Below are 24,643 nucleotides of genomic sequence, written 5' to 3' on the forward strand. Positions count from 1 at the left end.
CATGGAGGGTACGGCGGCCCGACTCCTGGGTAGGCTCAGTCGGCATGGAGCACCAGGTGTACGTCCCGGCCCCGGCCTCGCGGCTCAGGGAGGCGCTGGCCGACCCCGCGCGGGTCGCCCGGGCGCTCCCCGGCCTCCAGCAGGACGCGGGCGCGGCCCCCGGCTCCGGCCGCGTCAAGGTCCGCATCGGCAGCCACTCGATCACCTACCGGGGCTCCTTGCGGGTCACCGCCCGGGACGACGGTTCCTACGCGGTCGACGGCGACGCCACCGAGGCGCGCGGCGACGGCGCGGTGAAACTGGCGCTCACGCTCCGCCTCGCGGACACGGACGAGGGGTGCGAGGTCACGGTGACGGGCACGGCGTCCGCCGGCGGGCGGGTCGCCGAACTGGCCCCGGAGGCCGTGGAGTCGGCCGCCACCCGACTGCTCAACCGGTTCGTGGAGGGGCTCGGGGAGGCCCGGCCCGAGCCGCCCGAGCAGCCGCCGCCGGTCTTCGAGACGGAGGCACCGCCGCCGTCGCTGGGACCCGAGCCGGTCGAGGAACCGCTGCCCGAGATCTTCGCCGAGGCGGCCCACGCCCGCCGCACGATGATCGGCCGCAGCGCCGAGGAGGTCGACCACGCGCCGCCCCGCGGCCGGTACGCGCCGGTTCCCGCGCCGCAGACGGTCGCGGCGGGCTCGGCCCTGCGCTGGGCCGCACCGGCCGCGGCCGTGGCCCTGGCCTCGGCGATCGTCGTCACCAGGGCACTGCGCAAACGCCGCTGACCGCCCGCGCCGCGCCCCCCGGTACTGTCATCCCGTGAGTAACGAAGACATCACGCTGACCGCGGGTGACGCGGAGGTCCTGCTGCGCCCCGGCAACGGCGGCCGTATCGCCGGCCTGAAGGTCGGGTCCCTCGAACTCCTGCGCCAGGGCGACCGCTTCGGCTGCTTCCCGATGGTGCCGTGGTGCGGCCGCATCCGGGACGGCCGCTTCCGGGACGGCGCCCACGTCGTCCAGATGCCGCTCAACTCCCCGCCGCACGCCATCCACGGCACCGCCCGCGACGGCGCCTGGCGCACCGCCCGCCGCTCCGCGGACGAGGCCGTGATCACGTGCGAACTCGGCGCCCCCTGGCCGCACCCGGCCCGCGTCACCCACGACGTGCGGCTCACCGAGGACTCGCTGACGCTGACGATGGCCGTGGAGACGTACGACGACTCCTTCCCGGCGCAGATCGGCTGGCACCCCTGGTTCAACCGCACCCTCGACGGCCAGGACGCCCGGGTCGACTTCACCCCGGCCTGGCAGGAGGAGCGCGGCGCGGACCACCTGCCCACCGGCAACCGCGTCGATCCCCGGCCCGGCCCCTGGGACGACTGCTTCGGCATGCCCGAGGGCGTCGACGTCACCCTCACCTGGCCGGGCCTGCTGGAGCTGAAGGTGGCCAGCCGCGAGCAGTGGGTCGTGGTCTACGACGAGCAGGACGCGGCCGTGTGCGTGGAGCCGCAGACCGGTCCGCCGAACGGACTCAACACGGCCCCTCGTCTGGTCACCCCGCTGGAGCCGCTGGAAGCCACCACCACCTGGACCTGGCGGCGCCTGTGAGCCCGTCGCCTCTAAGCTGGGCGGCATGACGGACGTACGCGCTGAGCTGCTGCAACAGATCAAGGACAAGGCCGTGGTGCACGGCAGGGTGACCCTGTCGTCGGGGCTGGAGGCCGACTACTACGTCGACCTCCGCCGCGTCACCCTCGACGGCGAGGCCGCCCCGCTGGTCGGCCAGGTGCTCCTCGACCTGACCGAGGGGCTGGAGTTCGACGCCGTCGGCGGTCTCACCATGGGCGCCGACCCGGTCGCCGGCGCGATGCTGCACGCGGCCGCCGCGCGCGGCCGCCGTCTCGACGCCTTCGTCGTCCGCAAGGCGGCCAAGGCGCACGGGCTGCAGCGCCGGGTGGAGGGGCCGGAGATCAAGGGCCGGCGGGTCCTCGTCGTGGAGGACACCTCCACCACCGGCGGCTCCCCGCTGGCCGCCGTGGAGGCCGTGCGCGAGGCCGGCGCCGAGGTCGTCGCCGTCGCGACCATCGTCGACCGGGCCACCGGCGCCGACGAGAAGATCCGCGAAGGCGCGGGCGTGCCGTACCTGTTCGCCTTCTCGAAGGATGAACTGGGGCTGGACTGACCCGCGGCCGGCGGATGGGATTGACCCGGATGTCTCCGGCGCCCTGCGCCCGGAGCATCGGTTCATGTCTGGAAAGATGGGGACGACGATGACGTCGTGCCTCAAGGTCTAGGTCAGGGCCGTAGAGAACCAGCAGTACGCCGACCCGCACACCCAAGGAGCGGACAGATGCCCATCGCAACCCCCGAGGTCTACAACGAGATGCTCGACCGGGCGAAGGCAGGCAAGTTCGCCTACCCGGCCATCAACGTCACCTCGTCCCAGACTCTGAACGCTGCGCTGCGCGGCTTCGCGGAGGCGGAGAGCGACGGCATCGTCCAGATCTCCACCGGTGGTGCCGAGTTCCTCGGCGGCCAGTACAGCAAGGACATGGTGACCGGCGCGGTCGCGCTCGCCGAGTTCGCGCAGGTCATCGCCGAGAAGTACCCGGTCAACATCGCGCTGCACACCGACCACTGCCCGAAGGACAAGCTGGACGCGTACGTGCGTCCGCTGATCGCGATCTCCCGCAAGCGCGTCGAGGCCGGTCTGACCCCGCTGTTCCAGTCGCACATGTGGGACGGTTCCGCCGAGACCCTCGGGGACAACCTGGCCATCGCGCAGGAGCTGCTGGAGCAGGCCCGCGCGGCCAAGATCATCCTGGAGGTCGAGATCACCCCGACCGGCGGTGAGGAGGACGGCGTCTCGCACGAGATCAACGACTCCCTCTACACCACGGTCGAGGACGCGATCCGCACCGCCGAGGCGCTGGGCCTGGGCGAGAAGGGCCGCTACCTGCTCGCCGCCTCCTTCGGCAACGTGCACGGCGTGTACAAGCCGGGCAACGTCGTGCTCCGCCCCGAGCTGCTCAAGGAGCTGGCCGACGGCGTGGCCGCGAGGTTCGGCAAGGCGTCCCCGTTCGACTTCGTCTTCCACGGCGGTTCCGGCTCCACCGAGCAGGAGATCGCCACCGCGCTGGAGAACGGCGTCGTGAAGATGAACCTGGACACCGACACCCAGTACGCCTTCACCCGTCCGGTCGCCGACCACATGTTCAAGAACTACGACGGCGTCCTCAAGGTCGACGGCGAGGTCGGCTCCAAGAAGACCTACGACCCGCGCACCTGGGGCAAGCTGGCCGAGGCCGGCATGGCCGCGCGCGTCGTCGAGGCCACGCAGCACCTGCGCTCGGCCGGAAACAGGATCAAGTAGGACGTTCGCGCGGCCGTCGCCCGACGGCCGCCCGGCGTTTTCCGCGGACCCGGTGCTACAGCGCCGGGTCCGCTGTATACCTGGAACCATGCCCGACGTCCGGCTGGCCTCCTCACAGGGCAAGTGGATCCTGCTCACCACCGTCCTCGGCTCCAGCATGGCGCTGCTGGACTCGACCGTCGTCAATGTCGCCCTGCCCCGCATCGGCCGTGACCTGAACACGAGCCTCGGGGCCCTGCAGTGGACGGTCAACGCGTACCTGCTGACGCTGGCCGGCCTGATCCTGCTCGGCGGCTCCCTCGGCGACCGGTACGGCCGCCGGAAGATCTTCGTGCTCGGGGTCGTCTGGTTCGCCGCCGCCTCCCTGCTGTGCGGCCTGGCGCCGAACGACATCGTCCTGATCGCCGCCCGAGCCCTCCAGGGCATCGGCGGCGCCCTCCTCACGCCGGGCTCGCTCGCGCTCATCCAGGCGTCCTTCCACCCCGACGACCGGGCCAAGGCGGTCGGCCTGTGGTCCGGGTTCGGCGGCATCGGCGCGGCCATCGGGCCGTTCCTCGGCGGCTGGCTGGTGGACGGCCCCGGCTGGCGCTGGGTGTTCCTGCTGAACGTCCCGCTGGCCCTGCTCTGCGTCCCCGTCGCGCTGCGCCATGTCCCGGAGTCCGTCGACGGGCGCGCGCACGGGAGGTTCGACGCGCTCGGCGCGGTGCTGGCCGCCCTGACCCTCGGGTTCGTGACCTACGCGCTGATCGACGCCGGGACCATGTCCTTGCTCGCCGTCGCGGGCCTCGCCACCGGCGTGGCCTTCGTGCACGTCGAGAGGCGCCGCGAGGACCCGATGCTCCCGCTGGACATCTTCGCCTCCCGCCAGTTCACCGCGCTGAACGTGGTCACGCTGTGCGTGTACGGCGCGTTCGGCGGCTACTTCTTCCTCACCGCGCTCCAACTCCAGGTGGTGGCGGGCTACTCGGCGCTGGCCGCCGGCACGGCCCTGCTGCCCAGCACCGTGCTGATGCTGCTCTTCTCGGCCCGCTCGGGCGCGCTCGCGGACAAGATCGGGCCCCGGCTGCCGCTCACCGTCGGGCCGCTGCTGTGCGCCACGGGGATGATGCTGATGCTGCGGGTCGGCCCGCACGCGAACTACCTGACGGACGTCTTCCCGGCGGTCGTGGTCATGGGCGCCGGCATGGTCACCCTGGTGGCCCCGCTCACCGCCTCGGTCCTCGCCTCCGTGGACACGGCCCGCGCGGGCATCGCCAGCGGCATCAACAACGCGGCCGCCCGCGCGGCGAGCCTGATCGCGGTGGCCGCGCTGCCGCTGCTCGCGGGGATGGGTCCGGAGGCCTACCGGTCGCCGGTGAGGTTCGACGCGGCCTTCGACCGGGCCATGCCGATCTGCGCGGGGGTGCTGGTGGCCGGCTCGGCCCTGGCGTTCGCGCTGGTCCGCAGGCCGGCCCCGGGCTGCGTCCGCCCGGAATGCCGCACCCACGGCAACGTGATGTCGCCACCTCTGGAGGCGAAGGGCCACTAGGCCGGCACCCACCGGCGTCTCGGCGGCCCGCCCCCGGATGCGTGAGCCGCCGTGTCCGGGCGCGAGACCCCGGCGGCCGCCGACCGGCGCCCCGCCGCCGGGTGGCCGCCCGAGGGCTCGTCCGGCGCGGCGGTGCTGGTCGGCGGCGGCGGGCGTCAGCCCTTGAGTTCGGTGTACGCCTCCGGGCTGCTGTCCTTCAGGAACTGCCGGCACCGCTCGTACTCGTCCTGCTCGCCGATCTCGCCCGCGGCACGGGCGAGCCCGGCCAGGCAGCGCAGGAAGCCGCGGTTGGCCCGGTGGTCCCACGGGACGGGACCGTGGCCCTTCCAGCCCGCCCGGCGCAGGGCGTCCAGGCCGCGGTGGTAGCCGGTGCGCGCGTAGGCGTACGACTCGACGACCGAGCCGCGCTCGAACGCGTCGTCGGCGAGCAGCGCCCAGGCCAGCGAGAAGGTCGGGAACTTCGCCGCCACCTCGACCGGAGCCAGCTTCTCCTCGCCCAGCAGGCGGTACGCCTCTTCGTTCTCGGGCAGATACGTCGGCTCCGGGCCGCCGAGCAGGTTCTTGTGCGTCGTCATGGCGCCAGTCTGCCACCGCGCCCCCGCCGGATCGGCCGACCGGGTGATCCGGTGCCGTTGGTGACCGGTGTGGCCCGTCTGGCAACGGGCGGCCCTTGCCGTGTGCGGGGTACGTTGCGGAAGATGCGGGTGGGGACCGGGGCCCCCGTGTCGAGAACGGCAGGGGCGGACCGCTACCCGGAGTACACAACAGGAGACAGCGATGTCCCTTCAGGCTCAGCCCCACGAGGCTTCGGAGCCCGAGACCCCGCATCTCGACTTCGCCGGCACCACGCCGTACGAGGACTACGTCAGGGCGGACGTCCTCACCCACCTCCAGCACACCCTCTCCGACGATCCCGGTGAGATGGTCTTCCTGGTCACGACCCAGGTCATGGAGCTGTGGTTCACGGTCATCGTCCACGAGTGGGAGACCGCGGCGGCCGCCCTGCGCGGCGACGACGTCCCCACCGCGATCGCCGCCCTCAAACGCTCCACCCGGGAGATGGAGGCGCTGAACGCCTCCTGGAAACCGCTCGGCCAGCTCACGCCCGCCCAGTTCAACTCCTACCGGTCCGCCCTCGGGGACGGCTCCGGCTTCCAGTCGGCGATGTACCGGCGGATGGAGTTCCTGCTCGGCGAGAAGTCCGCGTCGATGCTCGTCCCGCACCGCGGAGCCCCCCGCGTCCACGCGGAACTGGAGAAGGCCCTGCACGAGCCGAGCCTGTACGACGAGGTGGTCCGGCTCCTCGCCCGCCGCGGCCACCCGGTCCCGGACGCCGTGCTGCACCGTGACGTGTCCGAGCGGTACGACGCCTCGGACGCCGTCGAGGCCGCCTGGACGGCCGTCTACTCGGGCGACGGCGACGCCGAACTGGCCCGCCTCGGCGAGGCGTTGACCGACGTCGCGGAACTGGTCTGGCGCTGGCGCAACGACCACCTGGTCGCCACCCGCCGCGCGATGGGCGCCAAGCCCGGCACCGGCGGCTCGGCCGGCGTGGCCTGGCTGGAGAAGCGCGCCCGCAAGAACGTGTTCCCGGAGCTGTGGACGGCGAGGTCCCATGTCTGAACTGTCCCTGCGCGCGGAGAAGCTGGACGCGGCGGACGAACTGGCCGCGGTGCGCTCCCGCTTCGTCCTCGACGACGTGGTCTACCTCGACGGCAACTCACTGGGCGCGCTGCCCGCGCACGTCCCCGGCCGCGTCGAGGACGTGGTCCGGCGGCAGTGGGGCGAGCTGCGCATCCGGTCCTGGGACGAGAGCGGCTGGTGGACGGCGCCGGAGCGGATCGGCGACCGGATCGCCCCGCTGGTCGGCGCGGCGGCGGGCCAGATCGTGGTCGGCGACTCCACCAGCGTCAACGTCTTCAAGGCGCTGGTCGGCGCGGTGCGGCTCGCCGGGGAGGGGCGCACGGAGATCCTGGTCGACGCCACCACCTTCCCGACCGACGGCTACATCGCCGAGTCGGCGGCCCGGCTCACCGGCCGTACGCTGCGGCCGGTGGCACCGGCGGACGTGCGCACCGCGCTGAGCGACCGCACGGCCGCCGTCCTGCTCAACCACGTCGACTACCGCACGGGCCGGCTCCTGGACCTGCCGTCCCTGACCGCCGCGGTGCACGCGGCCGGGGCGGTGGCCGTCTGGGACCTGTGCCACAGCGCGGGCGCGCTGCCGGTCGGCCTCGACGAGCACGGCGTCGACCTGGCCGTCGGCTGCACCTACAAGTACCTGAACGGCGGTCCGGGCGCACCGGCGTACCTGTACGTCCGCCGTGACCTCCAGGACCGCTTCGACTCGCCGCTGCCCGGCTGGAACTCGCACGCCGAGCCGTTCGGGATGCGCGCGGCCTACGAACCGGCCGCGGGCGCGGTGCGCGGCCGCGTCGGCACCCCGGACATCCTCTCCATGCTGGCCCTGGAGGCGGCGCTTGAGGTCTGGGACGAGGTGCCGGTGGCCGCCGTGCGCGCCAAGTCGCTGGCCCTGACGGACTTCTTCCTGGAGTGCGTCGAGGCGTACCTGCCGGCGGGCCGCGTGGAGTGCGTGACCCCGCTCGCGCACGAGGAGCGCGGCAGCCAGATCGCGCTGCGCTGCCCGGACGCGGGGGACGTGATGAAGCGGCTGATCGAGCGCGGGGTGGTCGGGGACTTCCGCCATCCGGACGTGCTCCGCTTCGGCTTCACGCCGCTGTACGTCGGTTTCGCGGACGCGGAGCGGGCGGCGCGGGTCCTCGCGGAGGTCGTGTAACACCTCGCGGCGAGTCGACAAGCGGATACGGCGACCCGGCGCGGAAAGTCCGGGACGGTACAGAACCGTTTAATCCTCACCGTGCGTGACATCCACGTGTCGCCGCACGTCACCGGCCTGATACCGTCCCGGCCAACGGCCGAATTTCCCACCTGGTCCGCCAATTTCACTACACCGCTGAGAGGTTGGAGCATGCCGGACGACGCCGCAGCAGAACGGGCCGCCGCCGAGGAGGAGTCGGCCTTCTCGCATCCGCATGTCGCGCCCGACACCACGGCGGCCTACGGCGACCACCCCGACCAGGTGATCGACTTCTACGTCCCGCGCGGCGGCGAGACCGTGGCCCCGCTGGTCGTGACCCTGCACGGCGGCGCGTGGCGGGCGCCGTACGACCGCGGCCACCTCACCCCGTTCGCCGACTTCCTGGCCCGGCGCGGCTTCGCGGTGGCCAACGTCGAGTACCGGCGCGGCCCGGTCCTGCCCGCGCAGGGCGGCACGGCCCCGGTGGCCGGCCGCTGGCCCGACACCTTCGACGACGTCGCGGCCGCACTGGAGGCCCTGCCCGCGCTGGCCCGCGAGGCGCTGCCCCAGGCGGACCTGCGCCGCACGGTCCTCACCGGGCACTCGGCCGGCGGCCACCTGGCGCTGTGGGCGGCGGCCCGGCACGTCCTGCCGGCGGACGCCCCATGGCGCACGTCCGGCCCGGCACCGCTGCGGGGCGTGGTCGCCCTGGCGCCGATCGCCGACTTCGCGATGGCGGAGAAGCTGGAGGTCTGCGGTCACGCGGCGCTGCAACTGCTGGGCGGACAGGACCAGTTCACCGACCGGCAGCGCTACGCCGACCCGGCGCTGCTGCTGCCCACCGGCATCGCGACCACCCTGGTCCAGGGCCGCACGGACGACGTCGTCCCGCAGGCCGTCGCCGAGTCCTACGCGGACGCGGCGGCCAAGGCGGGCGAGGTGGTGGGCCTGACGCTGCTGGAGGACGTCGGCCACTTCCCGCTGATCGACCCGGCGGCGGACGCCTGCGCGGTGGTGGCCGAGGAGATCGCGCAACTGGCCTGGTGACGGCGGTCCGCGGCGGCCGTAGTCCCTGAGACGGACTCCGCAGAACCCGTCTCACAGGTGACGACGGCGGCTGTCGCCTCGTCCTACCGTCGTGTACGTGACCGAGACGACCCACACCCAGGCGATGCCGCCGCAGCCGCCGGACGACGCGTTCGAGCCGTACAAGCCGCGCAGTCCGGAGGTCCGGGCCGCCATGGACGCCCTGGGCAGGCTGCGGCAGGACCTGTTCCACGACGCCTTCGCCTACCGGCCGCTGCCGCCGATGAGTCCCGACCGGCCCTTCGTCCGCCGGCTGCCCGTCCGGTGGCGGGAGTACGCGGTGTGGACCCCGCATCTCGTGGTGACCGCGGCCGGCGGGATCGCGCTGCTGGTGGGCGTCGCGGGCGACTCGCCGGGCCCGGCCGGGGGCCTGCTGGCCACCCTGGTCGTGCTGGCACCGGTGCTGATGACGCTCGCCCGGCCCGTCGCCGCCTTCTGGCTGTCGCTCGTCGCGAGCTGGATCGGCACCCTGCTGAACGGGCCCTGGGACAACTGGCCGTGGACGACGGGCGGCTTCCTCTCCCACCTGGTCGTGCTCACGGTCGTCGCGGTCCGCACCCGTCCGCGCACGGCCGCCTGGATGTGGGCGATCACCGCCTTCTACGGCTTCGGGTTCGTCTCGGTCCTCGGCGGCGGCCACTACGACAACGACGTCGGCTCGATGCTGGTCGTCTCCGCGATAGCCCTGCTCGCCGTGACCATCCGGCAGATCCGCCGGGAGGCCGAACGGACCGTGACCGCCCAGCAGTCGGCGACGGCGCAGGAGCGGTCCCGGCGCACGCTCCTCGAGGAGCGGACCACGATCGCCCGCGAACTGCACGACGTGGTGGCCCACCACATGTCCGTCGTCGCCATCCAGGCGGAGGCCGCTCCGTACCGGGTGGAGAACCCGCCGCCGGAGCTGGAGAAGGCGTTCGTCACGATCCGGGAGAACGCGGTGGCGGCGCTCACCGAACTGCGCCGGGTGCTGGGCGTGGTCCGCGCCGCGGACTACGAGGCCCCCGACGCCCCGCAGCCCACCCTCGCCGACCTGGACGCGCTGCTCGCCAACGTGCGGGAGGCCGGCCTGACCGTCGACAAGGGCGTGACCGGAGCGGTCCGTGAACTCCCGCAGGGCGTGGAGCTGTCGGCGTACCGCATCGTCCAGGAGGCGCTCAGCAACTCCCTGCGCCACGCGCCGGGCGCGCAGGCCCGGGTGGAGATCGGCTATGTCATCGGCGGCCTCGGCCTGCGCGTCGTCAACGGGCCCCCGCCCCGGCCCGCCCTCCTCAAGCCCTCCCCGGGCGCCGGCCACGGCATCACCGGCATGCGGGAGCGCGTGTCGATGCTGAACGGCGCGATGACGGCGGCCCCGACGGCCGAGGGAGGCTACGAGGTGACGGTCTTCCTGCCGGCCGCCACCCCTGCCGAAGGTGACGCATGACGATCCGGGTACTGATCGCCGACGACCAGATGATGGTCCGCGAGGGCTTCTCGGTCCTGCTCAACGCGATGCCGGACATCGAGGTCGTCGGCGAGGCGGTCAACGGCCGCGAGGCGGTGGACCGAGTCCGTGAACTGGCCCCGGACGTCGTCCTGATGGACATCCGGATGCCCGAGCTGAACGGCATCGAGGCGACGCGGGAGATCGTGGCCGCCGACAGCGCGGCCAAGGTCCTGGTGCTGACCACCTTCGACCTGGACGAGTACGTCTACCAGGCCCTGCGCGCCGGAGCCTCCGGCTTCCTCCTGAAGGACGCCTCGGCGCGGCGGCTCGCGGACGGCGTCCGGGTGGTGGCGGCGGGCGAGGCCCTGCTCGCGCCCTCGGTCACCAGGCGCCTGATCACGGAGTTCGCCAAGCTCTCCGGCATCCCGCGCCCGATGTCCGCGGCCCACGCGGCCTACGGCGACCTCACCGACCGCGAGACGGAGGTCCTGGTCCTCATCGCGCAGGGCCTGTCCAACGCGGAGATGGCCGAGCGCCTGGTGGTGGCCGAGTCGACCGTGAAGACCCACGTCAGCCGCATCCTCGTGAAACTCGGCCTGCGCGACCGGACCCAGGCGGCGGTCTTCGCCTACGAGGCACGGCTGGTGACCCCGGGCTAGGGGCGGCTAGGGCCGGGCGATGCGGTGGAGCACGTTCGGGCGCAGTGGTCCGGCGGGCCGGCCGGGGTCGTCGAAGTCGCCGGCCGGGTCCCGGGTCATGCCGATCCGGCGCATCACCGCCTGCGAACGGAGGTTGGCGGCGGTGGTGACGGCGAGGATCTCGGCGAGTCCGAGGGTGCCGAAGCCGTGGGCCAGGACGGCCAGCGCGGCCTCGGTGGCGTAGCCGTGGCCCCAGGCCGGGCGGGCCAGGCGCCAGCCGATCTCCACGCCGGTGAACGCCATGCCCTCGTCCACGTCGTCGAGGCCGGCGAAGCCGATGAACTCGCCCGTGGCCCGCACCTCGACCGCCCACCATCCGTAGCCCCGCCGGTCGAAGTCGGCGCGGAACCTCGCCACGGAGGCGTCGCTCTGGGCGCGGGTGAGCGGGGCGCCGAGGTGCTCCCGGACCTCGGGGTCGGCGTTCATCGCCGCCCACGGAGCGAGGTCACGGTCGCGCCACGGGCGCAGGACGAGGCGTGCGGTACGGAGTTCGGCCATGCCGCCGAGCCAAGAGGACGTCCGGTCCCCGGGGCAATCGCTTTTCCCGCTCGCTCGGACGCACATGCCAAGTGCAAGGTCGTTGTTGCGATTCGATCGCGGGCGGTACGGGTGTGGACACAGTGTGCTCGTGTTGTGTTTGAATGGTGAACGAATCAGCCATGTGGCCGGTTCCTGCCCCAGTTGCCCTCTCTCGTTCCCCTCCCTCCCGGAGTGCAGAATCGTTTCGGCGAGGGCACCGCCGTCCCCGTTTCGCGTGAAGAGAGTTGCCCGCGATGACCGCTGACGTGTCCGAGTTCCACTATGGCCTGGTCACCCCGATAGCCGCCTACTTGATGGCGTTTCTCGGTTCCGTGCTGGCGCTGCGCTGCACCACCCGCTCGATGGGCCGGGGCCGCGGCGAGAAGAGGGCGGGCTGGCTCGCCCTCGGCGCGGTCTCCCTCGGGTGCGGCATCTGGACCATGCACTTCATCGCGATGATCGGGTTCAGCGTCGACGGCACGGGCGTGAGTTACGACGCGGCCCGGACGCTGCTGAGCCTCGCCGTCGCCATCGCGGTGGTCGCCGGCGGCGTCTTCCTCGTCGGCTACCGGGGCTCGGGCCCGGTCACCCTGGGCACCGCGGGCGTCGTCACCGGTCTCGGCGTGGCGGCGATGCACTACCTCGGCATGAGCGCGATGCACACCGGCGGGGCCGTGCGGTACGACACCACGATCGTCGCCCTCTCCGTCGTCATCGCCGTGGTCGCCGCGACCGCCGCGCTCTGGGCGGCGGTCTCGATCAGCGCGGTCTGGGCGACCGTCGGGGCCGGCCTCGTGATGGGCGCGGCCGTGTCGACCATGCACTACACCGGCATGGCCGCGGTGAGCGTCCACGTGTCGCAGATGCAGGCGGGCGGCCAGTCCTCGACGAGCCTGCTGTCGTTCCTCCTGATCATGCTGGCCGGACCGGTCATGGCCCTGGTCCTGGCCGGGGCGATCGTCATGTTCGACCCGGAGGTCGTGGGTGGTCAGCGCGACTGGCAGGCTGCCGAACACCCGCAGCCCGTGGCGCCGCGGGGCCGCTGAACACCGGGGGCTTCAGCCCTGGTCAGGAAGGGGACCGGCGGTCTACCGTCCGTCCATGGCAGCCTTCGACCCCTGGGACCCGGACTTCCTCGCCGACCCCTACCCCGCCTACGCCGAGCTCCGCGCCGGGGGCCGGGTGCAGTACTACGAGCCCACCGACCAGTGGCTGGTCCCGCACCACGCCGACGTCTCGGCGCTGCTGCGGGACCGGCGGCTCGGGCGGGCCTACCAGCACCGGTTCACCCACGAGGACTTCGGGCGGACCGCACCGCCGCCGGAGCACGAGCCGTTCCACACGCTCAACGACCACGGCATGCTCGACCTGGAGCCCCCGGACCACACGCGCATCCGCCGTCTGGTGTCGAAGGCGTTCACCCCGCGCACGGTCGAGCGGCTCAAGCCGTACGTGGCGAAACTGGCGGGCGAACTGGTCGACGGGCTGGTCCACGCGGGCGGCGGCGACCTGCTCGCCGACGTCGCCGAGCCGCTTCCCGTCGCCGTCATCGCCGAGATGCTGGGCATCCCGGAGGCCGACCGGGCCCCGCTGCGGCCCTGGTCGGCGGACATCTGCGGGATGTACGAGCTGAACCCCCCGCAGGAGACGGCCGCGAAGGCCGTCAGGGCCTCGGTGGAGTTCTCCGACTACCTGCGGGGGCTGATCGCCGAGCGGCGCGCGGAACCGGGCGAGGACCTGATCTCCGGCCTGATCGCCGCGCACGACGAGGGCGACCGGCTCACCGAGCAGGAGATGATCTCCACCGCCGTCCTGCTGCTCAACGCCGGTCACGAGGCGACCGTCAACGCCACGGTCAACGGCTGGTACGCGCTCTTCCGCAACCCCGCCCAGCTCGCCGCCCTGCGCGCCGACCACTCCCTGGTGCCCACCGCGGTGGAGGAGCTGATGCGCTACGACACCCCGCTCCAGCTCTTCGAGCGCTGGGTGCTGGACGAGATCGAGATCGACGGCACGACGATCCCGAGGGGCGCGGAGGTCGCGATGCTCTTCGGCTCCGCCAACCACGACCCCGACGTGTTCGACCGCCCCGGTGAACTCGACCTGGCCCGCCGCGACAACCCCCACATCTCCTTCAGCGCCGGCATCCACTACTGCATCGGCGCCCCGCTGGCCCGCATCGAGCTGGCGGCCTCCATGACGGCCCTGCTGGAGAAGGCCCCGACGCTGACCCTGGCGGCCGAGCCGGAACGGAAGCCGAACTTCGTGATCAGGGGGCTGGAAGGCCTGGCCGTCGGCGTCGGGTGAGACCCGTTCCGCCGCGGGCCGCCGTCAGACGGTGAGGTCCCGGCGGCGCACCCCCGCCAGGCCGAGGAGCACCAGCGCCACGGCCGCCCCCAGCAGGGCCGCCACCGGCCCCCACGCCATCGGCCCGCCCGGCAGCTTCGGCAGGTGGCCGTAGGGGGAGAGGTCCAGGACGGCGCGCGGGGCGTCCAGGGCCGGGCCCACCCAGCCGATCAGCAGGACCGCCACCGCCACCGCCCAGGCCGCCGGGGCCAGTCGGGGCGCGGCCCCGTACAGCAGCAGCGCCAGGCCGCCGATCACCCAGACCGCCGGGAGCTGGACCAGGCAGGCGCCGAGCACCGGGCCCGGTTCCCTGCCGTAACCGGGCGCGAGACCCAGTCCGGCCAGCAGCATGATCAGGGCCGAGCCGCCGAAGGCGACCGCGAGGTGGCCGGCCGCCCAGCGCAGCCGGCCCACCGCGCACGCCAGCAGCGGTTCGGCGCGGCCCGCGGTCTCCTCGGCGTGCAGCCGCATCACCGACGCCACCACGTACAGCGCGGCGACCAGCCCGAGGATCCCGGCCATCGAGGCGAGGAACGCGTCCGTCACCCCGCTCCGGCCGCCCATCCGCTCGAAGATCTGCCGGGCGCTCTCGTTGCTCCCGACCAGGTCGGCCGCGCTCCGCGCGAGACCGCCGAAGACCACGCCCGACAGCAGGAAGCCGAGCGACCAGCCGAGCAGCGCGCCCCGCTGGAGCCGCCAGGCGAGCGCGAAGGCGGAACCGAGACGTCCGGCGGCCGGTCCCGGGCGGGCCGGGAAGAAGCTCATCCCGAGGTCACGGCGGCCGGCCAGTACGTAGGCCACGCCGGCCTGCGCCAGTGCCGCGGCCGTGAACAGGCCCAGCACCCACCAGCGTTCGGCGGCGAAGGGCCGGAGGTTCTCCAGCCAGCCCAGCGGCGACAGCCAGGTCGACGGGGACGTGCCGTCACCGCGCGCCGCGTCGCCCGCCGCGCGCAGCACGAAGGCGGCGCCGAGCGACGCCGAGGTGAGGCCGCGCGCGAGGCGGGCGCTCTCGGTGAGCTGGACGGCGACCGCCGCGGCCGTGGCGAAGACCATGCCGGTCCCGGCCAGGCCGAGCCCGAGGGACAGCGCGCCCGCGATTCCCCGTCCGGCCAGGCCCGCCGTGATCAGCAGGGCCAGCACGCCGTTCGCGGCGGCCGCCGCCAGCAGGGCCGACGTCAGCGCGGCCCGGCGGCCCACCGCCCCGGAGGCCAGCAGTTCGGCGCGGCCGGTCTCCTCCTCCTCGCGGGTGTGCCGTACGACGACGAGCAGTGCGGTGACGGCCGCGAGGACACCGGCGTAGACGCCCACCCGCCATGCCGTCAGACCGCCGGGCGAGGTGTCGTGGAGCGGGCCGATCAGGGCCCGGAAGGCGGCGCTGGTCTGCAACTGGCGGACGAGGCCGGTGCGTTCGGACTCGGTGCCGTACAGGGTGGTCAGCGTGTGCGGCATGGAGAGGACCATCAGCGCGTTCACCCCGATCCAGGCCGGTGTGGTGACGCGGTCGCGGCGCAGCGCGAGGCGCAGGAGCGTGCCGGTGCCGGCGAGGGCGGTCATCGGGTGGCCGCCCCGTCCTCGTAGTGGCGGAGGAACAGTTCCTCCAGAGTCGGCGGCGTGGAGGTCAGGGAGCGTATGCCGCTCTCGCTCAGCGAGCGCAGCACGGCGTCGAGCCGGCCGGCGTCGACCTGGAGGCGGACCCGGTGGCCCCGGACGTCGAGGTCGTGGACGCCGGGGAGGCGGTCCAGCGCGCCCGGCGGGCCGGCGAGTTCGGCGCTCACGCTGGTACGGGTGAGGTGGCGCAGGTCGGCGAGCGAACCGGACTCGACCGTACGGCCGTTGCGGATGATGCTGACGCGGTCGCAGAGTTCCTCGACCTCGCTCAGGATGTGCGAGGAGAGCAGGACGGTCCGGCCGCGGTCGCGCTCCTCCGCCACGCAGCGCTGGAAGACCTCCTCCATCAGGGGGTCCAGGCCGGAGGTCGGTTCGTCCAGGATCAGCAGGTCCACGTCCGAGGCGAACGCGGCGACCAGGGCGACCTTCTGGCGGTTGCCCTTGGAGTAGGTGCGGCCCTTCTTGGTGGGGTCGAGTTCGAAGCGGTCGAGCAGATCGGCCCGGCGGCGCGCGTCGAGGCCGCCGCGCAGCCGGCCGTAGAGGTCGATGACCTCGCCGCCGGTGAGGTTCCGCCAGAGGGTCACGTCCCCGGGGACGTAGGCGATCCTGCGGTGCACCTCCACGGCGTCCTTCCAGGGGTCGCGGCCGAGGATCCGCGCGGCGCCGGAGTCGGCCCGCAGCAGGCCGAGCAGGACCCGGACGGCGGTGGACTTCCCGGCGCCGTTGGGGCCGAGGAAGCCGTGCACCTCGCCGGTCTCGACGTCCAGGTCGAGCCCGTCCAGGGCGCGGGTGCGGCCGAAGGACTTGTGGAGTCCGGCGACCGAGAGGGCCTTCGTCATGGTTCAGAACGTACGCTGCCTTCAGAAATTTGTGAAGTTAAGGAAGAACGGAAATCCCGACTAGGCTGGTGGTCATGACTACGGATGCGGCGGGGCGCGATCAGGGGGCCGTCTCGGACTTCGTCGAGAGCTTCGCGGCCCAGCTCGTCGAGGCCGGGATGCAGCGGATGCCGGCCCGGATCTTCGCGGCCCTGCTCTCGTCCGACTCCGGCACCCTGACGTCGGCGGAACTCGGCGAGCAGTTGCGGGTCAGCCCGGCGGCGGTGTCCGGCGGGGTGCGGTACCTGGCCCAGCAGCACATGGTCGCGCGCGAGCGGGAGCCGGGTTCCCGGCGGGAGCGGTACCGGGTGCACAGCGACCAGTGGTACGAGGCCCTCACCAGCCGGGAAGCGGTGATCAAGCGGTGGGAGGGCGCGCTGCGGGAGGGTGTGAACAGCCTAGGCGCCGACTCGCCCGCGGGCCGCCGGATGGCCGAGACGCTCGCGTTCTTCGAGTTCGTGGACACGGAGATCGGCCGCATGATGGAGCGCTGGCGGGCCCACCGGGAGGAAAGGTTCGGCACCGAGCAGTCCCGCTAGGGGCGCGGGGAACCGCGCGACCGGCCCGCCGCCGGGCCGCAGGTGCGTACGTACCCGCGGGAGCGTCGTGGCTGAGCGCGGAGTTCGCCGCGCCCCTGGCCTCGGCACCATGAGCCCCTTAAGGGGCGCGGGGAACTGCGCGACCGCTCTGCGGAACCGGTGCGCTACGAGGCTCCCGGCACCGTGAGCCCCCAGGCCCCCTCGACCACCCGCCAGGTCCGCCGCCGTACCGGACCGGTGATCCCCACGTCGGCCCGGTAGCGGAAGTCCGCGCCCGTGACCGTCACCGTCCGTCCTGCGGCCCGTACCGGCGTCGCCTCCGCGCCCACCGACGCCGGACGCACCTCCACCTCCGCCAGCCCGCCGGGGCCGCCCGGGGCCACCCAGATGCCCTCCACCGGCTGGTCCAGGTCCACCACCGTCTCCCCGTCGACCTCGACCCGCAGCCGCGACGGGCCGGGACGCGGCACGGCCGGGGCCGGGCGGGCGGACAGGGAGCGGACGAGCGTCTGGTACGGCCGCAGCCACCCCCGGGACGGCACCGGCTCCGCGGCCACCGGCACCGCCGCCAGCGGCGGGATCCGCAGCGCGCCCAGCACCACCCCGTCGCTGTCGTCGACCAGCAGGTCCAGGCGCCGCTCCACGCCGTCCAGGACGGCCCGCGCCGCCGCCACCGCACCCGTGGGCACCCCCAGCGTGCGCGCGACGCTCAGCGCGCCTCCCACCGGCACCATCGACAGCACACATCCGGCCAGCTCCCGCTGCCGGTGCAGAAAGGTCACGGCACGGATGAGCGCGCCGTCGTCGCCGATCACCACCGGCCGGCGGGACCCCCTGCGGGCCAGTGCCCTGGCGAATTCCTCGGGCCCCTCCGGCAGACACACCTTCGTGGTCGCACCCGCACTGAGCACGTCTTTCGCGATCCGGACGGATTCACCGTCCCTCTGCCGTGCCGCCGGATCGATGATCACCAGCAGCTGGTCGGACGTCGCGAATGTCGCCACCTCGGTCGTGCCTCGCTTCCTCGGGTAGCATCACTGTGCAAGAGCCCCTTGCGCTATTGCGCCAGGGGCTTCGTCTATTCCGGGGCATCCGGTCCGACGGTTGTGCGGCCAACGACGGTCGCGGTGGTACGCGGCGACGAACCTTACGCCCACGCCCCTGACCTTGGACATGCCCCGCCCGGAAGGGGTGTACGCGCGTGCCCGCACTTGTGCTGCTCGGTGCTCAGTGGGGTGACGAAGGCAAGGGAAAGGCGACGGATCTGCTAGGTGGCTCCGTCGACTACGTGGTGCGTTACCAGGGCGGCAACAACGCCGGCCACACGGTCGTCGTAGGCGACCAGAAGTACGCGCTCCACCTGCTCCCTTCCGGAATCCTCTCGCCCACGTGTGTTCCGGTCATCGGCAACGGAGTCGTCGTCGACCCGTCGGTCCTGCTCTCCGAGCTGAGCGGTCTGAACGAGCGTGGCGTCGACACGTCCAAGCTCATGATCAGCGGAAACGCGCACATCATCACGCCGTACAACGTGACGGTCGACAAGGTGACGGAACGCTTCCTCGGCAAGCGGAAGATCGGCACCACGGGGCGCGGCATCGGCCCGACCTACGCGGACAAGATCAACCGCGTCGGCATCCGGGTCCAGGACCTCTACGACGAGTCGATCCTGACCCAGAAGGTCGAGGCGGCCCTCGACGTCAAGAACCAGATGCTCACCAAGCTCTACAACCGGCGCGCGATCGCCGTGGAGCAGGTCGTCGAGGAGCTGCTGACGTACGCGGACAAGCTCGCCCCGTACGTCGCCGACACCGTCCTCGTCCTCAACCAGGCGCTGGAGGACGACAAGGTCGTGCTCTTCGAGGGCGGCCAGGGCACGCTCCTGGACATCGACCACGGCACGTACCCCTTCGTCACCTCGTCCAACCCGACCGCCGGCGGCGCCTGCACCGGCTCCGGCGTGGGCCCGACGAAGATCAGCCGGGTCATCGGCATCCTCAAGGCGTACACCACCCGCGTCGGCGCCGGCCCGTTCCCGACCGAGCTGTTCGACGAGGACGGCGAGGCGCTGCGCCGGATCGGCGGCGAGCGCGGTGTCACCACCGGCCGCGACCGCCGCTGCGGCTGGTTCGACGCGGTGATCGCCCGCTACGCGACCCGCGTGAACGGCCTGACCGACTTCTTCCTCACCAAGCTGGACGTCCTCACCGGCTGGGAGCAGATCCCGGTCTGCGTCGCGTACGAGATCGACGGCAAGCGCGTCGAGGAACTCCCGTACTCCCAGACCGACTTCCACCACGCGAAGCCGGTCTACGAGACGCTGCCCGGCTGGTCCGAGGACATCACGAAGGCCAAGTCCTTCTCCGACCTGCCGAAGAACGCGCAGGCGTACGTGAAGGCCCTGGAGGAGATGTCCGGCGCCCCGATCTCCGCGATCGGCGTGGGCCCCGGCCGGGACGAGACGATCGAGATCAACTCGTTCCTGTAATGCCTCGGTTCGCCGCTCGACTTGGGCCGGTCTTGGGAATCCTTGACCGGCCCTTGGGCTGTCCGTGGTTACGCCGGTAACGGGTGAGGGTCAGCATCTACGCGGGTAGCCCGCCGCCTCCCGCACGCAACTCCCCTCCCGATCGCCCTTCCAGGAGCCCTGAATGCCCGTCAATCCCATGAACCGCCGTGAGTTCGTGCAGAAGTCTGCCGTCACCGGAGCGGCCGTGGCCGTCGCGGGAACCGTCGGCGGCGGCACCGCCGAGGCGGCCGAGCGCGGCCACGGCCACGCCAAGCCCCCGAAGGCGCCCAAGACCTGGAGCTTCTCCATCCTGGGCACCACCGACCTGCACAGCCACGTCTTCAACTGGGACTACTACACCAACGCGGCGCCGGTGGACGCCAAGGGCAACACGTACGGCATCGCGCGCATCGCCACCCTGGTGAAGAACATCCGCAAGGAGCGGGGCGCGGACCGGGTGCTGCTGGTCGACGCCGGCGACATCATCCAGGGCACCTCGCTCGCCTCGTACTTCGCGAGCGTCGACCCGATCACCGGCAAGAACGGCAAGCGCGGCCCCAAGCACCCCATGGCCATCGCCATGAACGAGATGCGCTACGACGCGGCCGCCCTCGGCAACCACGAGTTCAACTACGGCATAGAGACCGTCCGCACCTTCGAGAAGCAGTGCGACTTCCCGCTGCTCGGCGCCAACGCGCTGGACGCCAAGACGCTCAGGCCCGCCTTCCGGCCCTACACCGTCAAGCACATCAAGGTGCCGCACGGCCCGGACATCAAGGTCGGCATCCTCGGCCTCACCAACCCGGGCATCGCCCTGTGGGACAAGGACAACGTCTCCGGGAAGATGGCCTTCACCGGCCTGGTCGAGCAGGCGAAGAAGTACGTGCCGCGGCTGCGCGCCCTCGGCTGCGACGTCGTCTTCCTCACCGACCACTCGGGCCTGGACGGCTCCACGTCGTGGGGCGACGAACTGCCCTACGTGGAGAACGCGTCGAACCTGGTCGCCGAGCAGGTGCCCGGCATCGACGCGATCCTCGTCGGCCACACCCACGTCGACGTGCCGACGTACACCGTGAAGAACGCGGAGACCGGCGAGGACGTCCTCCTCTCCGAGCCGTACTGCTACGGCTACCGCCTCTCCCGCTTCGACTTCGAGCTGGAGCACGTGCGCGGCTCCTGGAAGATCACCAAGAAGACCGCCACCACGCTGAACAGCAACACGGTCGCCGAGGACCCGCGGATCACCGAACTCCTCACCGCCGACCACGCGTTGGTGGTCAAGTACGTCAACACCGCGATCGGCACCTGCACCGAGACCATGTCGACGGCGGACGCCTGCTGGAAGGACGTGCCCGCCATCGACTTCATCCAGCAGGTCCAGATGGAGGGCGTGAAGGCGGGCCTGTCGGCGGCGGACGCCGCTCTCCCGCTGATCTCGGTGGCCGCGCCCTTCAGCCGCACGGCCGTCATCCCGGCCGGGGACGTGACGATCCGCGACGTCGCGGGCCTGTACGTCTACGAGAACACCCTGTACGGCAAGAAGCTCACCGGCGCCCAGCTCAAGGACTACCTGGAGTACGCGGCGAAGTACTACCACCAGGTCCCGGTCGGCACCGCGGTCGACACCGCCACCCTCACCAACGCCAACAGCTTCTGGGACTACATGTACGACACCGCGGCCGGCGTCGACTACGAGATCGACGTCGCGGCCGCCGAGGGCTCGCGCATCAAGAACCTCAGCTACGACGGCACCGCGGTCGCCGACGACCAGGTCTTCGTGGTGGCCGTCAACAACTACCGCGCCAACGGCGGCTCCGGCTACCCGCACATCGCCGAGGCGGAGATCGTCTACAGCACCCCCAACCAGGTCCGCGACCTGATGGTCGCCTACGCGACGGCGAAGGGCACCATCGACCCGAAGACGTTCGCGGCGGCCAACTGGAAGCTGACGCAGGGCGGGACGCCGGTCTTCCCGTAGCCCGTGCCGAGGGCGGGTTCACCGGGTCCCGCGGACTCGCCCTCCTCGCGGCTCGTTCAGCTCGGGCAGAGCCGCACCGCGGTCCTGACGAGGCCGGCGACCGCCCGGGACCGGCTGTGGGGCGGCCAGGCGATCACGGTCGTGACCGGCGGGGCGTCCGGCACCGGCACGGCGGCCAGGTCCTCGCGCAGCTGGGACCGGACCGACTCCGGCACCACACAGCAGGCCCGTCCCAGCGCGACCAGCTGGTACAGCTGGGCCTGGTCCCGGACCTCGGGACCGGGCCCGTCCGGGTACGTGCCGTCGCGGCCCCGCCAGCGCGCCGGCGGCAGGCCCGCCAGCTCGGTGACCTCGGTCATCCGCACCTGGTCGCGGGCGGCGAGGGGGTGCCCGGCGGGCACCACCACGACCTGGCGTTCCGTCTGCAGCTCCTCGGTGTCGAAGCCCGCCGTGCTGTCGAACGGCAGGTGCAGCAGTGCCACGTCGGCCCGGCCGTCGCGCAGCATGCGCTCCTGCTCGCCCACCCCGCACAGCAGCAGGTCGACGGTGACCGCGCCGGGTTCGGCGGCGTAGGCGTCGAGCAGCCTCGCCAGCAGTTCGCCGGACGCGCCCGCCTTCGTGGCGAGGACCACGCCGGCCCGGCCGGCCGCCGCGAGGGCCGCGCGCCGGGTGCGCTGCTCGGCGGCCTCGACGGCGTCCAGCGCCGCCCGCGCCTCCCGCAGCAGCACCGAACCGGCGTCGGTCAGGGCGACCTGACGGCTGGTGCGCTCCAGCAGCGCCGCCCCCAGCCGCCGTTCCAGCTGACGGATCGCCCGCGACAGCGGCGGCTGCGCGATCCCGAGCCGCCGTGCCGCCCTCCCGAAGTGCAACTCCTCGGCGACGGCCACGAAGTACCGCAATTCGCGTGTCTCCACGCCCGCCATGCTACCGATCCGGCCGCGATCGATACCCGTGCGGTATCGACGCGCACCCGATCGGTGTTGGCCCGCCCGGCCCGGCCCGCGCCAGGATCGAGGACATGACCGAAGACATCACCGAGGACATGACGCAGCGGAAGACCGCGCTGGTGACCGGCGCGAACAAGGGCATCGGCTACGAGATCGCCGCCGGGCTCGGCGCCCTCGGCTGGAGCGTCGGCGTCGGCGCCCGGGACGAGGAGCGCCGGGAGGCCGCCGTCGCCAAGCTGCGGGCGGCCGGGGCCGACGCGTTCGGCGTGCCGCTCGACGTGACGGACGACGCGAGCGTGACCGCCGCGGCCGGACTGGTCGAGGCCCGCGCGGGACGCCTCGACGCACTCGTCAACAACGCCGGCATCACCGGCGGCGCGCCGCAGGAGCCCACCACCGTCGACGTCGAGACGGTACGGACGGTCGTCGAGACCAACGTCATCGGCGTCATCCGCGTCACCAACGCGATGCTGCCGCTGCTGCGCCGCGCTCCGTCGCCGCGGATCGTGAACGTCTCCAGCAGCGTCGGCTCCCTCACCCGGCAGTCCGCGCCCGGCGCCGACCTGGGACCGATCGCCGTCGCCTACGCGCCGTCCAAGACGTTCCTCAACGCCGTCACCGTCCAGTACGCCAGGGAACTCCGGGACACGGACATCCTGATCAACGCCGCGTGCCCCGGCTACTGCGCCACCGACCTCAACGCTTTCCAGGGCGTCCGCACCCCGCAGCAGGGCGCGGCCACCGCCGTCCGCCTGGCGACCCTGCCCGACGGCGGCCCGACCGGCGGCTTCTTCGAGGACGACGGGGTGGTGCCCTGGTGACCCGCGCGGTGGCACGGGCTCATCCCGGTTGAGTAGCCGTACTCAGGCGGGTCCGCGCGGGCGGGAGTGAGATGGAGGCATGAGCTTCCCGCCGCCCTCGTACCCGCCCCCGTACCCGCCGCCGTACGGCCCCGCGGTCCCGCCGGAGCGCACCCTGCCGGGCGGCCCCCTCGGAGTGCTCTTCGCCGTGGTGACCGGGCTGCTGCTCGCTCTCGCCGTGGCGGTCAACGGCCTGCTGTTCTTCGGGATGGCCTTCGCCGGTGACAGCTGCGGTACCTCGGCCGGGACCGCGCGGTTCTGCGACGACTCCGGTGTGTGGATGCTCGTCGCGATGTTCGGACCGTCGGTCGCGCTGGCCGCCGCGGCGGTCACGGTCGTCCTCGGGGTGGTGCGGGCCCGGCGGCCGTGGACCGCGCTGACCCTGGGCGTGCTGGTCTACGCGGCCGGGCCCGCGCTCGCCCTGTTCAGCGTGTTCGGTTAGCCGACACCGGAGTCACTCCGCCCCGGCCGCCCCGACGAACGCGGCCCAGGAGGCCGTGGACACGGTGATCTCCGGGCCGTCGGTCACCTTGGAGTCGCGGATGTGGACGGTGCGGGGGCGGGGGGATATTTCGAGGCACTGGCCACCGCTGCTGTCGCTGTACGAGGACTTGCGCCAGGTGTATGCGGTTTCGAGGCACTGCCCGCCGCTGTCGTCGCTGTAGCTCGACTTGAACCATCTCAGGGTGCTGGTCATGTCCCGTCTTCTCCCGCCAATGTCCGGATGAGGCTGAGTGAGTCATCCGAACTCAGAGCCTGCGTTCGGATCTTGGCATACCGGTGGGTGAGTCGAGCGACCTTCGCTGGATCGCTGACCAGGAGGCTTTCCTCCTCGATCTCCAGGTAGACCACGTCGTGGTGCTCCTTGGTCTTCACCAGGACCATGTTCCCCGCAGCTCCGGCATGGCTGACCCGTAATCCCCGCTCCATCGGCAGCACTTGGACACTCACATTGTCCCTCTCCGCATCCCCCGCGAGCGAGCGCAATTGGTCCCGCAGTACATCCCAGCTCCCGAACGGCCGTCGCAGTACCGACTCCTCCAGGATCAGCTCGATCATGGCCGTCGGTTCCGCCCGGTCGAACAGCGCGCGCCGGGCCAGCCGTGCCTCGACCAGTTCCTCCACCTTCTCCTCCGGGAGCTTCGGGAAGCCGCCGCCGATCAGTGCCCGCGCGTACTCCGGTGTCTGGAACAGGCCGTCGACCACGAACGTCTGGTACGACGACAGCGACACCGCCTCCTGCTCCACCAGCGCGAAGTTCTTGAACTGCGCCGGATACTTGTCCAGCAGCACCAGCCCGCGCGCCTTCTCGAAGATGCCCAGGCCGCCGCCGATCGCCTCCTCCAGCTTGACGAGCATCTTGTCGCTGGGTGGCTGCACCCCCGTTTCCAGGGCGCTGACCGCGGACCCGGTGTAGCCGATCAGCTTCCCCAACTCCTCCTGCGTCAGCTCCTTTTGTTCACGGAGTGCCTTGGTCATGGCGGCCACGAGTTGTGTCGTGCCGCTCGCCTCCGTCCGCGTCATGCGGTCACCCCCGGACTCAAACGAACT

Annotated in this window: 25 protein-coding genes; 17 read left to right on the forward strand and 8 right to left on the reverse strand. The window is 72.4% G+C overall.

All coding sequences use genetic code 11. The annotated features are described in order from the left end of the window. Positions 1-44: 44 nt before the first annotated feature. From ACIQOE_RS26215 to ACIQOE_RS26235, 5 genes are all read left to right on the forward strand, one after another. Positions 45-767, forward strand: coding sequence for an SRPBCC family protein (locus tag ACIQOE_RS26215; RefSeq protein WP_401414053.1), 723 nt, complete (start codon positions 45-47; stop codon positions 765-767). Positions 768-801: 34 nt separating this feature from the next. After that, entirely contained in the window at positions 802-1,590 is a 789-nt protein-coding gene (locus ACIQOE_RS26220) for an aldose 1-epimerase (protein ID WP_401414055.1), read from the forward strand. A gap of 25 nt (positions 1,591-1,615) precedes the next feature. Continuing rightward, on the forward strand, positions 1,616-2,164 hold the full coding sequence (gene pyrE / locus ACIQOE_RS26225; RefSeq protein ID WP_351317363.1) for an orotate phosphoribosyltransferase: 549 nt from the start codon (positions 1,616-1,618) through the stop codon (positions 2,162-2,164). Positions 2,165-2,332: 168 nt separating this feature from the next. After that, the gene (fbaA, locus tag ACIQOE_RS26230) at positions 2,333-3,355 is read left to right on the forward strand and encodes a class II fructose-bisphosphate aldolase (RefSeq protein ID WP_351317366.1); all 1,023 of its coding nucleotides are present in this window, start codon (positions 2,333-2,335) and stop codon (positions 3,353-3,355) included. Between the two features lie 88 nt (positions 3,356-3,443). Then, positions 3,444-4,883 (forward strand): MFS transporter, encoded by a 1,440-nt coding sequence (locus tag ACIQOE_RS26235; RefSeq protein ID WP_401414057.1) that lies wholly within the window; start codon positions 3,444-3,446, stop codon positions 4,881-4,883. Positions 4,884-5,038: 155 nt separating this feature from the next. Here the strand turns inward: ACIQOE_RS26235 and ACIQOE_RS26240 are convergent, their stop codons facing one another. Next, positions 5,039-5,458, reverse strand: a complete 420-nt coding sequence (locus ACIQOE_RS26240; RefSeq protein ID WP_351317372.1) for a DUF3151 domain-containing protein — start codon at positions 5,456-5,458, stop codon at positions 5,039-5,041. Between the two features lie 202 nt (positions 5,459-5,660). On the opposite strand from ACIQOE_RS26240, the gene ACIQOE_RS26245 reads away from it, so the two are divergent. From ACIQOE_RS26245 to ACIQOE_RS26265, 5 genes are all read left to right on the forward strand, one after another. Continuing rightward, positions 5,661-6,506, forward strand: a complete 846-nt coding sequence (locus tag ACIQOE_RS26245; protein ID WP_351317374.1) for a tryptophan 2,3-dioxygenase family protein — start codon at positions 5,661-5,663, stop codon at positions 6,504-6,506. Continuing rightward, on the forward strand, positions 6,499-7,680 hold the full coding sequence (gene kynU / locus ACIQOE_RS26250) for a kynureninase (protein WP_365560652.1): 1,182 nt from the start codon (positions 6,499-6,501) through the stop codon (positions 7,678-7,680). Before ACIQOE_RS26245 ends, kynU begins: the two co-directional genes overlap by 8 nt. Positions 7,681-7,872: 192 nt before the next feature. Beyond that, the gene (locus ACIQOE_RS26255) at positions 7,873-8,748 is read left to right on the forward strand and encodes an alpha/beta hydrolase (RefSeq protein ID WP_401414060.1); all 876 of its coding nucleotides are present in this window, start codon (positions 7,873-7,875) and stop codon (positions 8,746-8,748) included. Between the two features lie 97 nt (positions 8,749-8,845). After that, the gene (locus tag ACIQOE_RS26260; RefSeq protein WP_401414062.1) at positions 8,846-10,210 is read left to right on the forward strand and encodes a sensor histidine kinase; all 1,365 of its coding nucleotides are present in this window, start codon (positions 8,846-8,848) and stop codon (positions 10,208-10,210) included. Further along, positions 10,207-10,872 carry a response regulator transcription factor gene (locus tag ACIQOE_RS26265; RefSeq protein WP_351317383.1) on the forward strand — a complete coding sequence of 222 codons (666 nt, stop codon included), beginning with the start codon at positions 10,207-10,209 and terminating at the stop codon, positions 10,870-10,872. The genes ACIQOE_RS26260 and ACIQOE_RS26265 overlap by 4 nt, the downstream gene beginning before the upstream one ends. Positions 10,873-10,878: 6 nt before the next feature. Here the strand turns inward: ACIQOE_RS26265 and ACIQOE_RS26270 are convergent, their stop codons facing one another. Further along, a complete protein-coding gene (locus ACIQOE_RS26270) occupies positions 10,879-11,409 on the reverse strand; it encodes a GNAT family N-acetyltransferase (RefSeq protein WP_401414065.1) in 531 nt (176 codons plus the stop codon). A 275-nt stretch (positions 11,410-11,684) separates the two neighbouring features. On the opposite strand from ACIQOE_RS26270, the gene ACIQOE_RS26275 reads away from it, so the two are divergent. Both ACIQOE_RS26275 and ACIQOE_RS26280 read left to right on the forward strand, forming a co-directional pair. Beyond that, positions 11,685-12,476, forward strand: a complete 792-nt coding sequence (locus ACIQOE_RS26275; protein WP_401414067.1) for an MHYT domain-containing protein — start codon at positions 11,685-11,687, stop codon at positions 12,474-12,476. Between the two features lie 55 nt (positions 12,477-12,531). After that, positions 12,532-13,737 carry a cytochrome P450 gene (locus ACIQOE_RS26280; RefSeq protein ID WP_401414069.1) on the forward strand — a complete coding sequence of 402 codons (1,206 nt, stop codon included), beginning with the start codon at positions 12,532-12,534 and terminating at the stop codon, positions 13,735-13,737. Positions 13,738-13,761: 24 nt separating this feature from the next. Here ACIQOE_RS26280 and ACIQOE_RS26285 read toward each other — a convergent pair whose 3' ends face one another. Together ACIQOE_RS26285 and ACIQOE_RS26290 are read right to left on the reverse strand one after the other, a co-directional pair. Then, positions 13,762-15,330, reverse strand: a complete 1,569-nt coding sequence (locus tag ACIQOE_RS26285; protein WP_401414071.1) for an ABC transporter permease — start codon at positions 15,328-15,330, stop codon at positions 13,762-13,764. Beyond that, complete coding sequence (locus tag ACIQOE_RS26290; protein ID WP_365560636.1) at positions 15,327-16,223, reverse strand: ABC transporter ATP-binding protein; 897 nt, start codon at positions 16,221-16,223, stop codon at positions 15,327-15,329. Before ACIQOE_RS26290 ends, ACIQOE_RS26285 begins: the two co-directional genes overlap by 4 nt. Positions 16,224-16,297: 74 nt before the next feature. Here ACIQOE_RS26290 and ACIQOE_RS26295 point away from each other — a divergent pair, with 74 nt between their 5' ends. Continuing rightward, entirely contained in the window at positions 16,298-16,801 is a 504-nt protein-coding gene (locus ACIQOE_RS26295) for a MarR family transcriptional regulator (protein WP_365560633.1), read from the forward strand. 164 nt (positions 16,802-16,965) lie between these two features. On the opposite strand, the gene ACIQOE_RS26300 is transcribed toward ACIQOE_RS26295, so the two are convergent. Beyond that, a complete protein-coding gene (locus ACIQOE_RS26300; protein WP_365568927.1) occupies positions 16,966-17,805 on the reverse strand; it encodes a diacylglycerol kinase family protein in 840 nt (279 codons plus the stop codon). Between the two features lie 197 nt (positions 17,806-18,002). On the opposite strand from ACIQOE_RS26300, the gene ACIQOE_RS26305 reads away from it, so the two are divergent. Together ACIQOE_RS26305 and ACIQOE_RS26310 are read left to right on the forward strand one after the other, a co-directional pair. After that, a complete protein-coding gene (locus ACIQOE_RS26305; protein WP_351317408.1) occupies positions 18,003-19,286 on the forward strand; it encodes an adenylosuccinate synthase in 1,284 nt (427 codons plus the stop codon). 163 nt (positions 19,287-19,449) lie between these two features. Then, positions 19,450-21,285, forward strand: coding sequence for a bifunctional metallophosphatase/5'-nucleotidase (locus tag ACIQOE_RS26310; protein WP_401414075.1), 1,836 nt, complete (start codon positions 19,450-19,452; stop codon positions 21,283-21,285). A 56-nt stretch (positions 21,286-21,341) separates the two neighbouring features. Here the strand turns inward: ACIQOE_RS26310 and ACIQOE_RS26315 are convergent, their stop codons facing one another. Further along, positions 21,342-22,199: a LysR family transcriptional regulator gene (locus ACIQOE_RS26315; protein WP_399011563.1), complete on the reverse strand. Its 858-nt coding sequence runs from the start codon at positions 22,197-22,199 to the stop codon at positions 21,342-21,344. Positions 22,200-22,303: 104 nt separating this feature from the next. Here ACIQOE_RS26315 and ACIQOE_RS26320 point away from each other — a divergent pair, with 104 nt between their 5' ends. Together ACIQOE_RS26320 and ACIQOE_RS26325 are read left to right on the forward strand one after the other, a co-directional pair. Further along, positions 22,304-23,053, forward strand: coding sequence for an SDR family oxidoreductase (locus ACIQOE_RS26320; RefSeq protein ID WP_399011561.1), 750 nt, complete (start codon positions 22,304-22,306; stop codon positions 23,051-23,053). Positions 23,054-23,132: 79 nt separating this feature from the next. Then, on the forward strand, positions 23,133-23,534 hold the full coding sequence (locus ACIQOE_RS26325) for a hypothetical protein (RefSeq protein ID WP_362643170.1): 402 nt from the start codon (positions 23,133-23,135) through the stop codon (positions 23,532-23,534). Between the two features lie 12 nt (positions 23,535-23,546). On the opposite strand, the gene ACIQOE_RS26330 is transcribed toward ACIQOE_RS26325, so the two are convergent. Beyond that, positions 23,547-23,789 (reverse strand): DUF397 domain-containing protein, encoded by a 243-nt coding sequence (locus ACIQOE_RS26330; RefSeq protein ID WP_365560619.1) that lies wholly within the window; start codon positions 23,787-23,789, stop codon positions 23,547-23,549. Further along, positions 23,786-24,616 (reverse strand): helix-turn-helix transcriptional regulator, encoded by an 831-nt coding sequence (locus ACIQOE_RS26335; RefSeq protein ID WP_401414079.1) that lies wholly within the window; start codon positions 24,614-24,616, stop codon positions 23,786-23,788. The genes ACIQOE_RS26330 and ACIQOE_RS26335 overlap by 4 nt, the downstream gene beginning before the upstream one ends. Positions 24,617-24,643 lie beyond the last annotated feature (27 nt).

The organism is Streptomyces sp. NPDC091282 (assembly GCF_044757385.1).
In the GTDB taxonomy this organism is placed as follows: domain Bacteria; phylum Actinomycetota; class Actinomycetes; order Streptomycetales; family Streptomycetaceae; genus Streptomyces; species Streptomyces gramineus.

Excerpts from the sequence above, each read along its gene's own strand:
- ACIQOE_RS26280 (WP_401414069.1), top strand. The coding sequence starts at position 12,532 with ATGGCAGCCTTCGACCCCTGGGACCCGGACTTCCTCGCCGACCCCTAC.
- pyrE (WP_351317363.1), top strand. The coding sequence starts at position 1,616 with ATGACGGACGTACGCGCTGAGCTGCTGCAACAGATCAAGGACAAGGCC.
- fbaA (WP_351317366.1), top strand. The coding sequence starts at position 2,333 with ATGCCCATCGCAACCCCCGAGGTCTACAACGAGATGCTCGACCGGGCG.
- ACIQOE_RS26265 (WP_351317383.1), top strand. The coding sequence starts at position 10,207 with ATGACGATCCGGGTACTGATCGCCGACGACCAGATGATGGTCCGCGAG.
- ACIQOE_RS26215 (WP_401414053.1), top strand. The coding sequence starts at position 45 with ATGGAGCACCAGGTGTACGTCCCGGCCCCGGCCTCGCGGCTCAGGGAG.
- ACIQOE_RS26325 (WP_362643170.1), top strand. The coding sequence starts at position 23,133 with ATGAGCTTCCCGCCGCCCTCGTACCCGCCCCCGTACCCGCCGCCGTAC.
- ACIQOE_RS26335 (WP_401414079.1), bottom strand. The coding sequence starts at position 24,616 with ATGACGCGGACGGAGGCGAGCGGCACGACACAACTCGTGGCCGCCATG.
- ACIQOE_RS26245 (WP_351317374.1), top strand. The coding sequence starts at position 5,661 with ATGTCCCTTCAGGCTCAGCCCCACGAGGCTTCGGAGCCCGAGACCCCG.
- ACIQOE_RS26290 (WP_365560636.1), bottom strand. The coding sequence starts at position 16,223 with ATGACGAAGGCCCTCTCGGTCGCCGGACTCCACAAGTCCTTCGGCCGC.
- ACIQOE_RS26310 (WP_401414075.1), top strand. The coding sequence starts at position 19,450 with ATGCCCGTCAATCCCATGAACCGCCGTGAGTTCGTGCAGAAGTCTGCC.
- ACIQOE_RS26255 (WP_401414060.1), top strand. The coding sequence starts at position 7,873 with ATGCCGGACGACGCCGCAGCAGAACGGGCCGCCGCCGAGGAGGAGTCG.
- ACIQOE_RS26275 (WP_401414067.1), top strand. The coding sequence starts at position 11,685 with ATGACCGCTGACGTGTCCGAGTTCCACTATGGCCTGGTCACCCCGATA.
- ACIQOE_RS26295 (WP_365560633.1), top strand. The coding sequence starts at position 16,298 with ATGACTACGGATGCGGCGGGGCGCGATCAGGGGGCCGTCTCGGACTTC.
- ACIQOE_RS26330 (WP_365560619.1), bottom strand. The coding sequence starts at position 23,789 with ATGACCAGCACCCTGAGATGGTTCAAGTCGAGCTACAGCGACGACAGC.
- ACIQOE_RS26240 (WP_351317372.1), bottom strand. The coding sequence starts at position 5,458 with ATGACGACGCACAAGAACCTGCTCGGCGGCCCGGAGCCGACGTATCTG.
- ACIQOE_RS26320 (WP_399011561.1), top strand. The coding sequence starts at position 22,304 with ATGACCGAAGACATCACCGAGGACATGACGCAGCGGAAGACCGCGCTG.
- ACIQOE_RS26285 (WP_401414071.1), bottom strand. The coding sequence starts at position 15,330 with ATGACCGCCCTCGCCGGCACCGGCACGCTCCTGCGCCTCGCGCTGCGC.
- ACIQOE_RS26235 (WP_401414057.1), top strand. The coding sequence starts at position 3,444 with ATGCCCGACGTCCGGCTGGCCTCCTCACAGGGCAAGTGGATCCTGCTC.
- ACIQOE_RS26270 (WP_401414065.1), bottom strand. The coding sequence starts at position 11,409 with ATGGCCGAACTCCGTACCGCACGCCTCGTCCTGCGCCCGTGGCGCGAC.
- kynU (WP_365560652.1), top strand. The coding sequence starts at position 6,499 with ATGTCTGAACTGTCCCTGCGCGCGGAGAAGCTGGACGCGGCGGACGAA.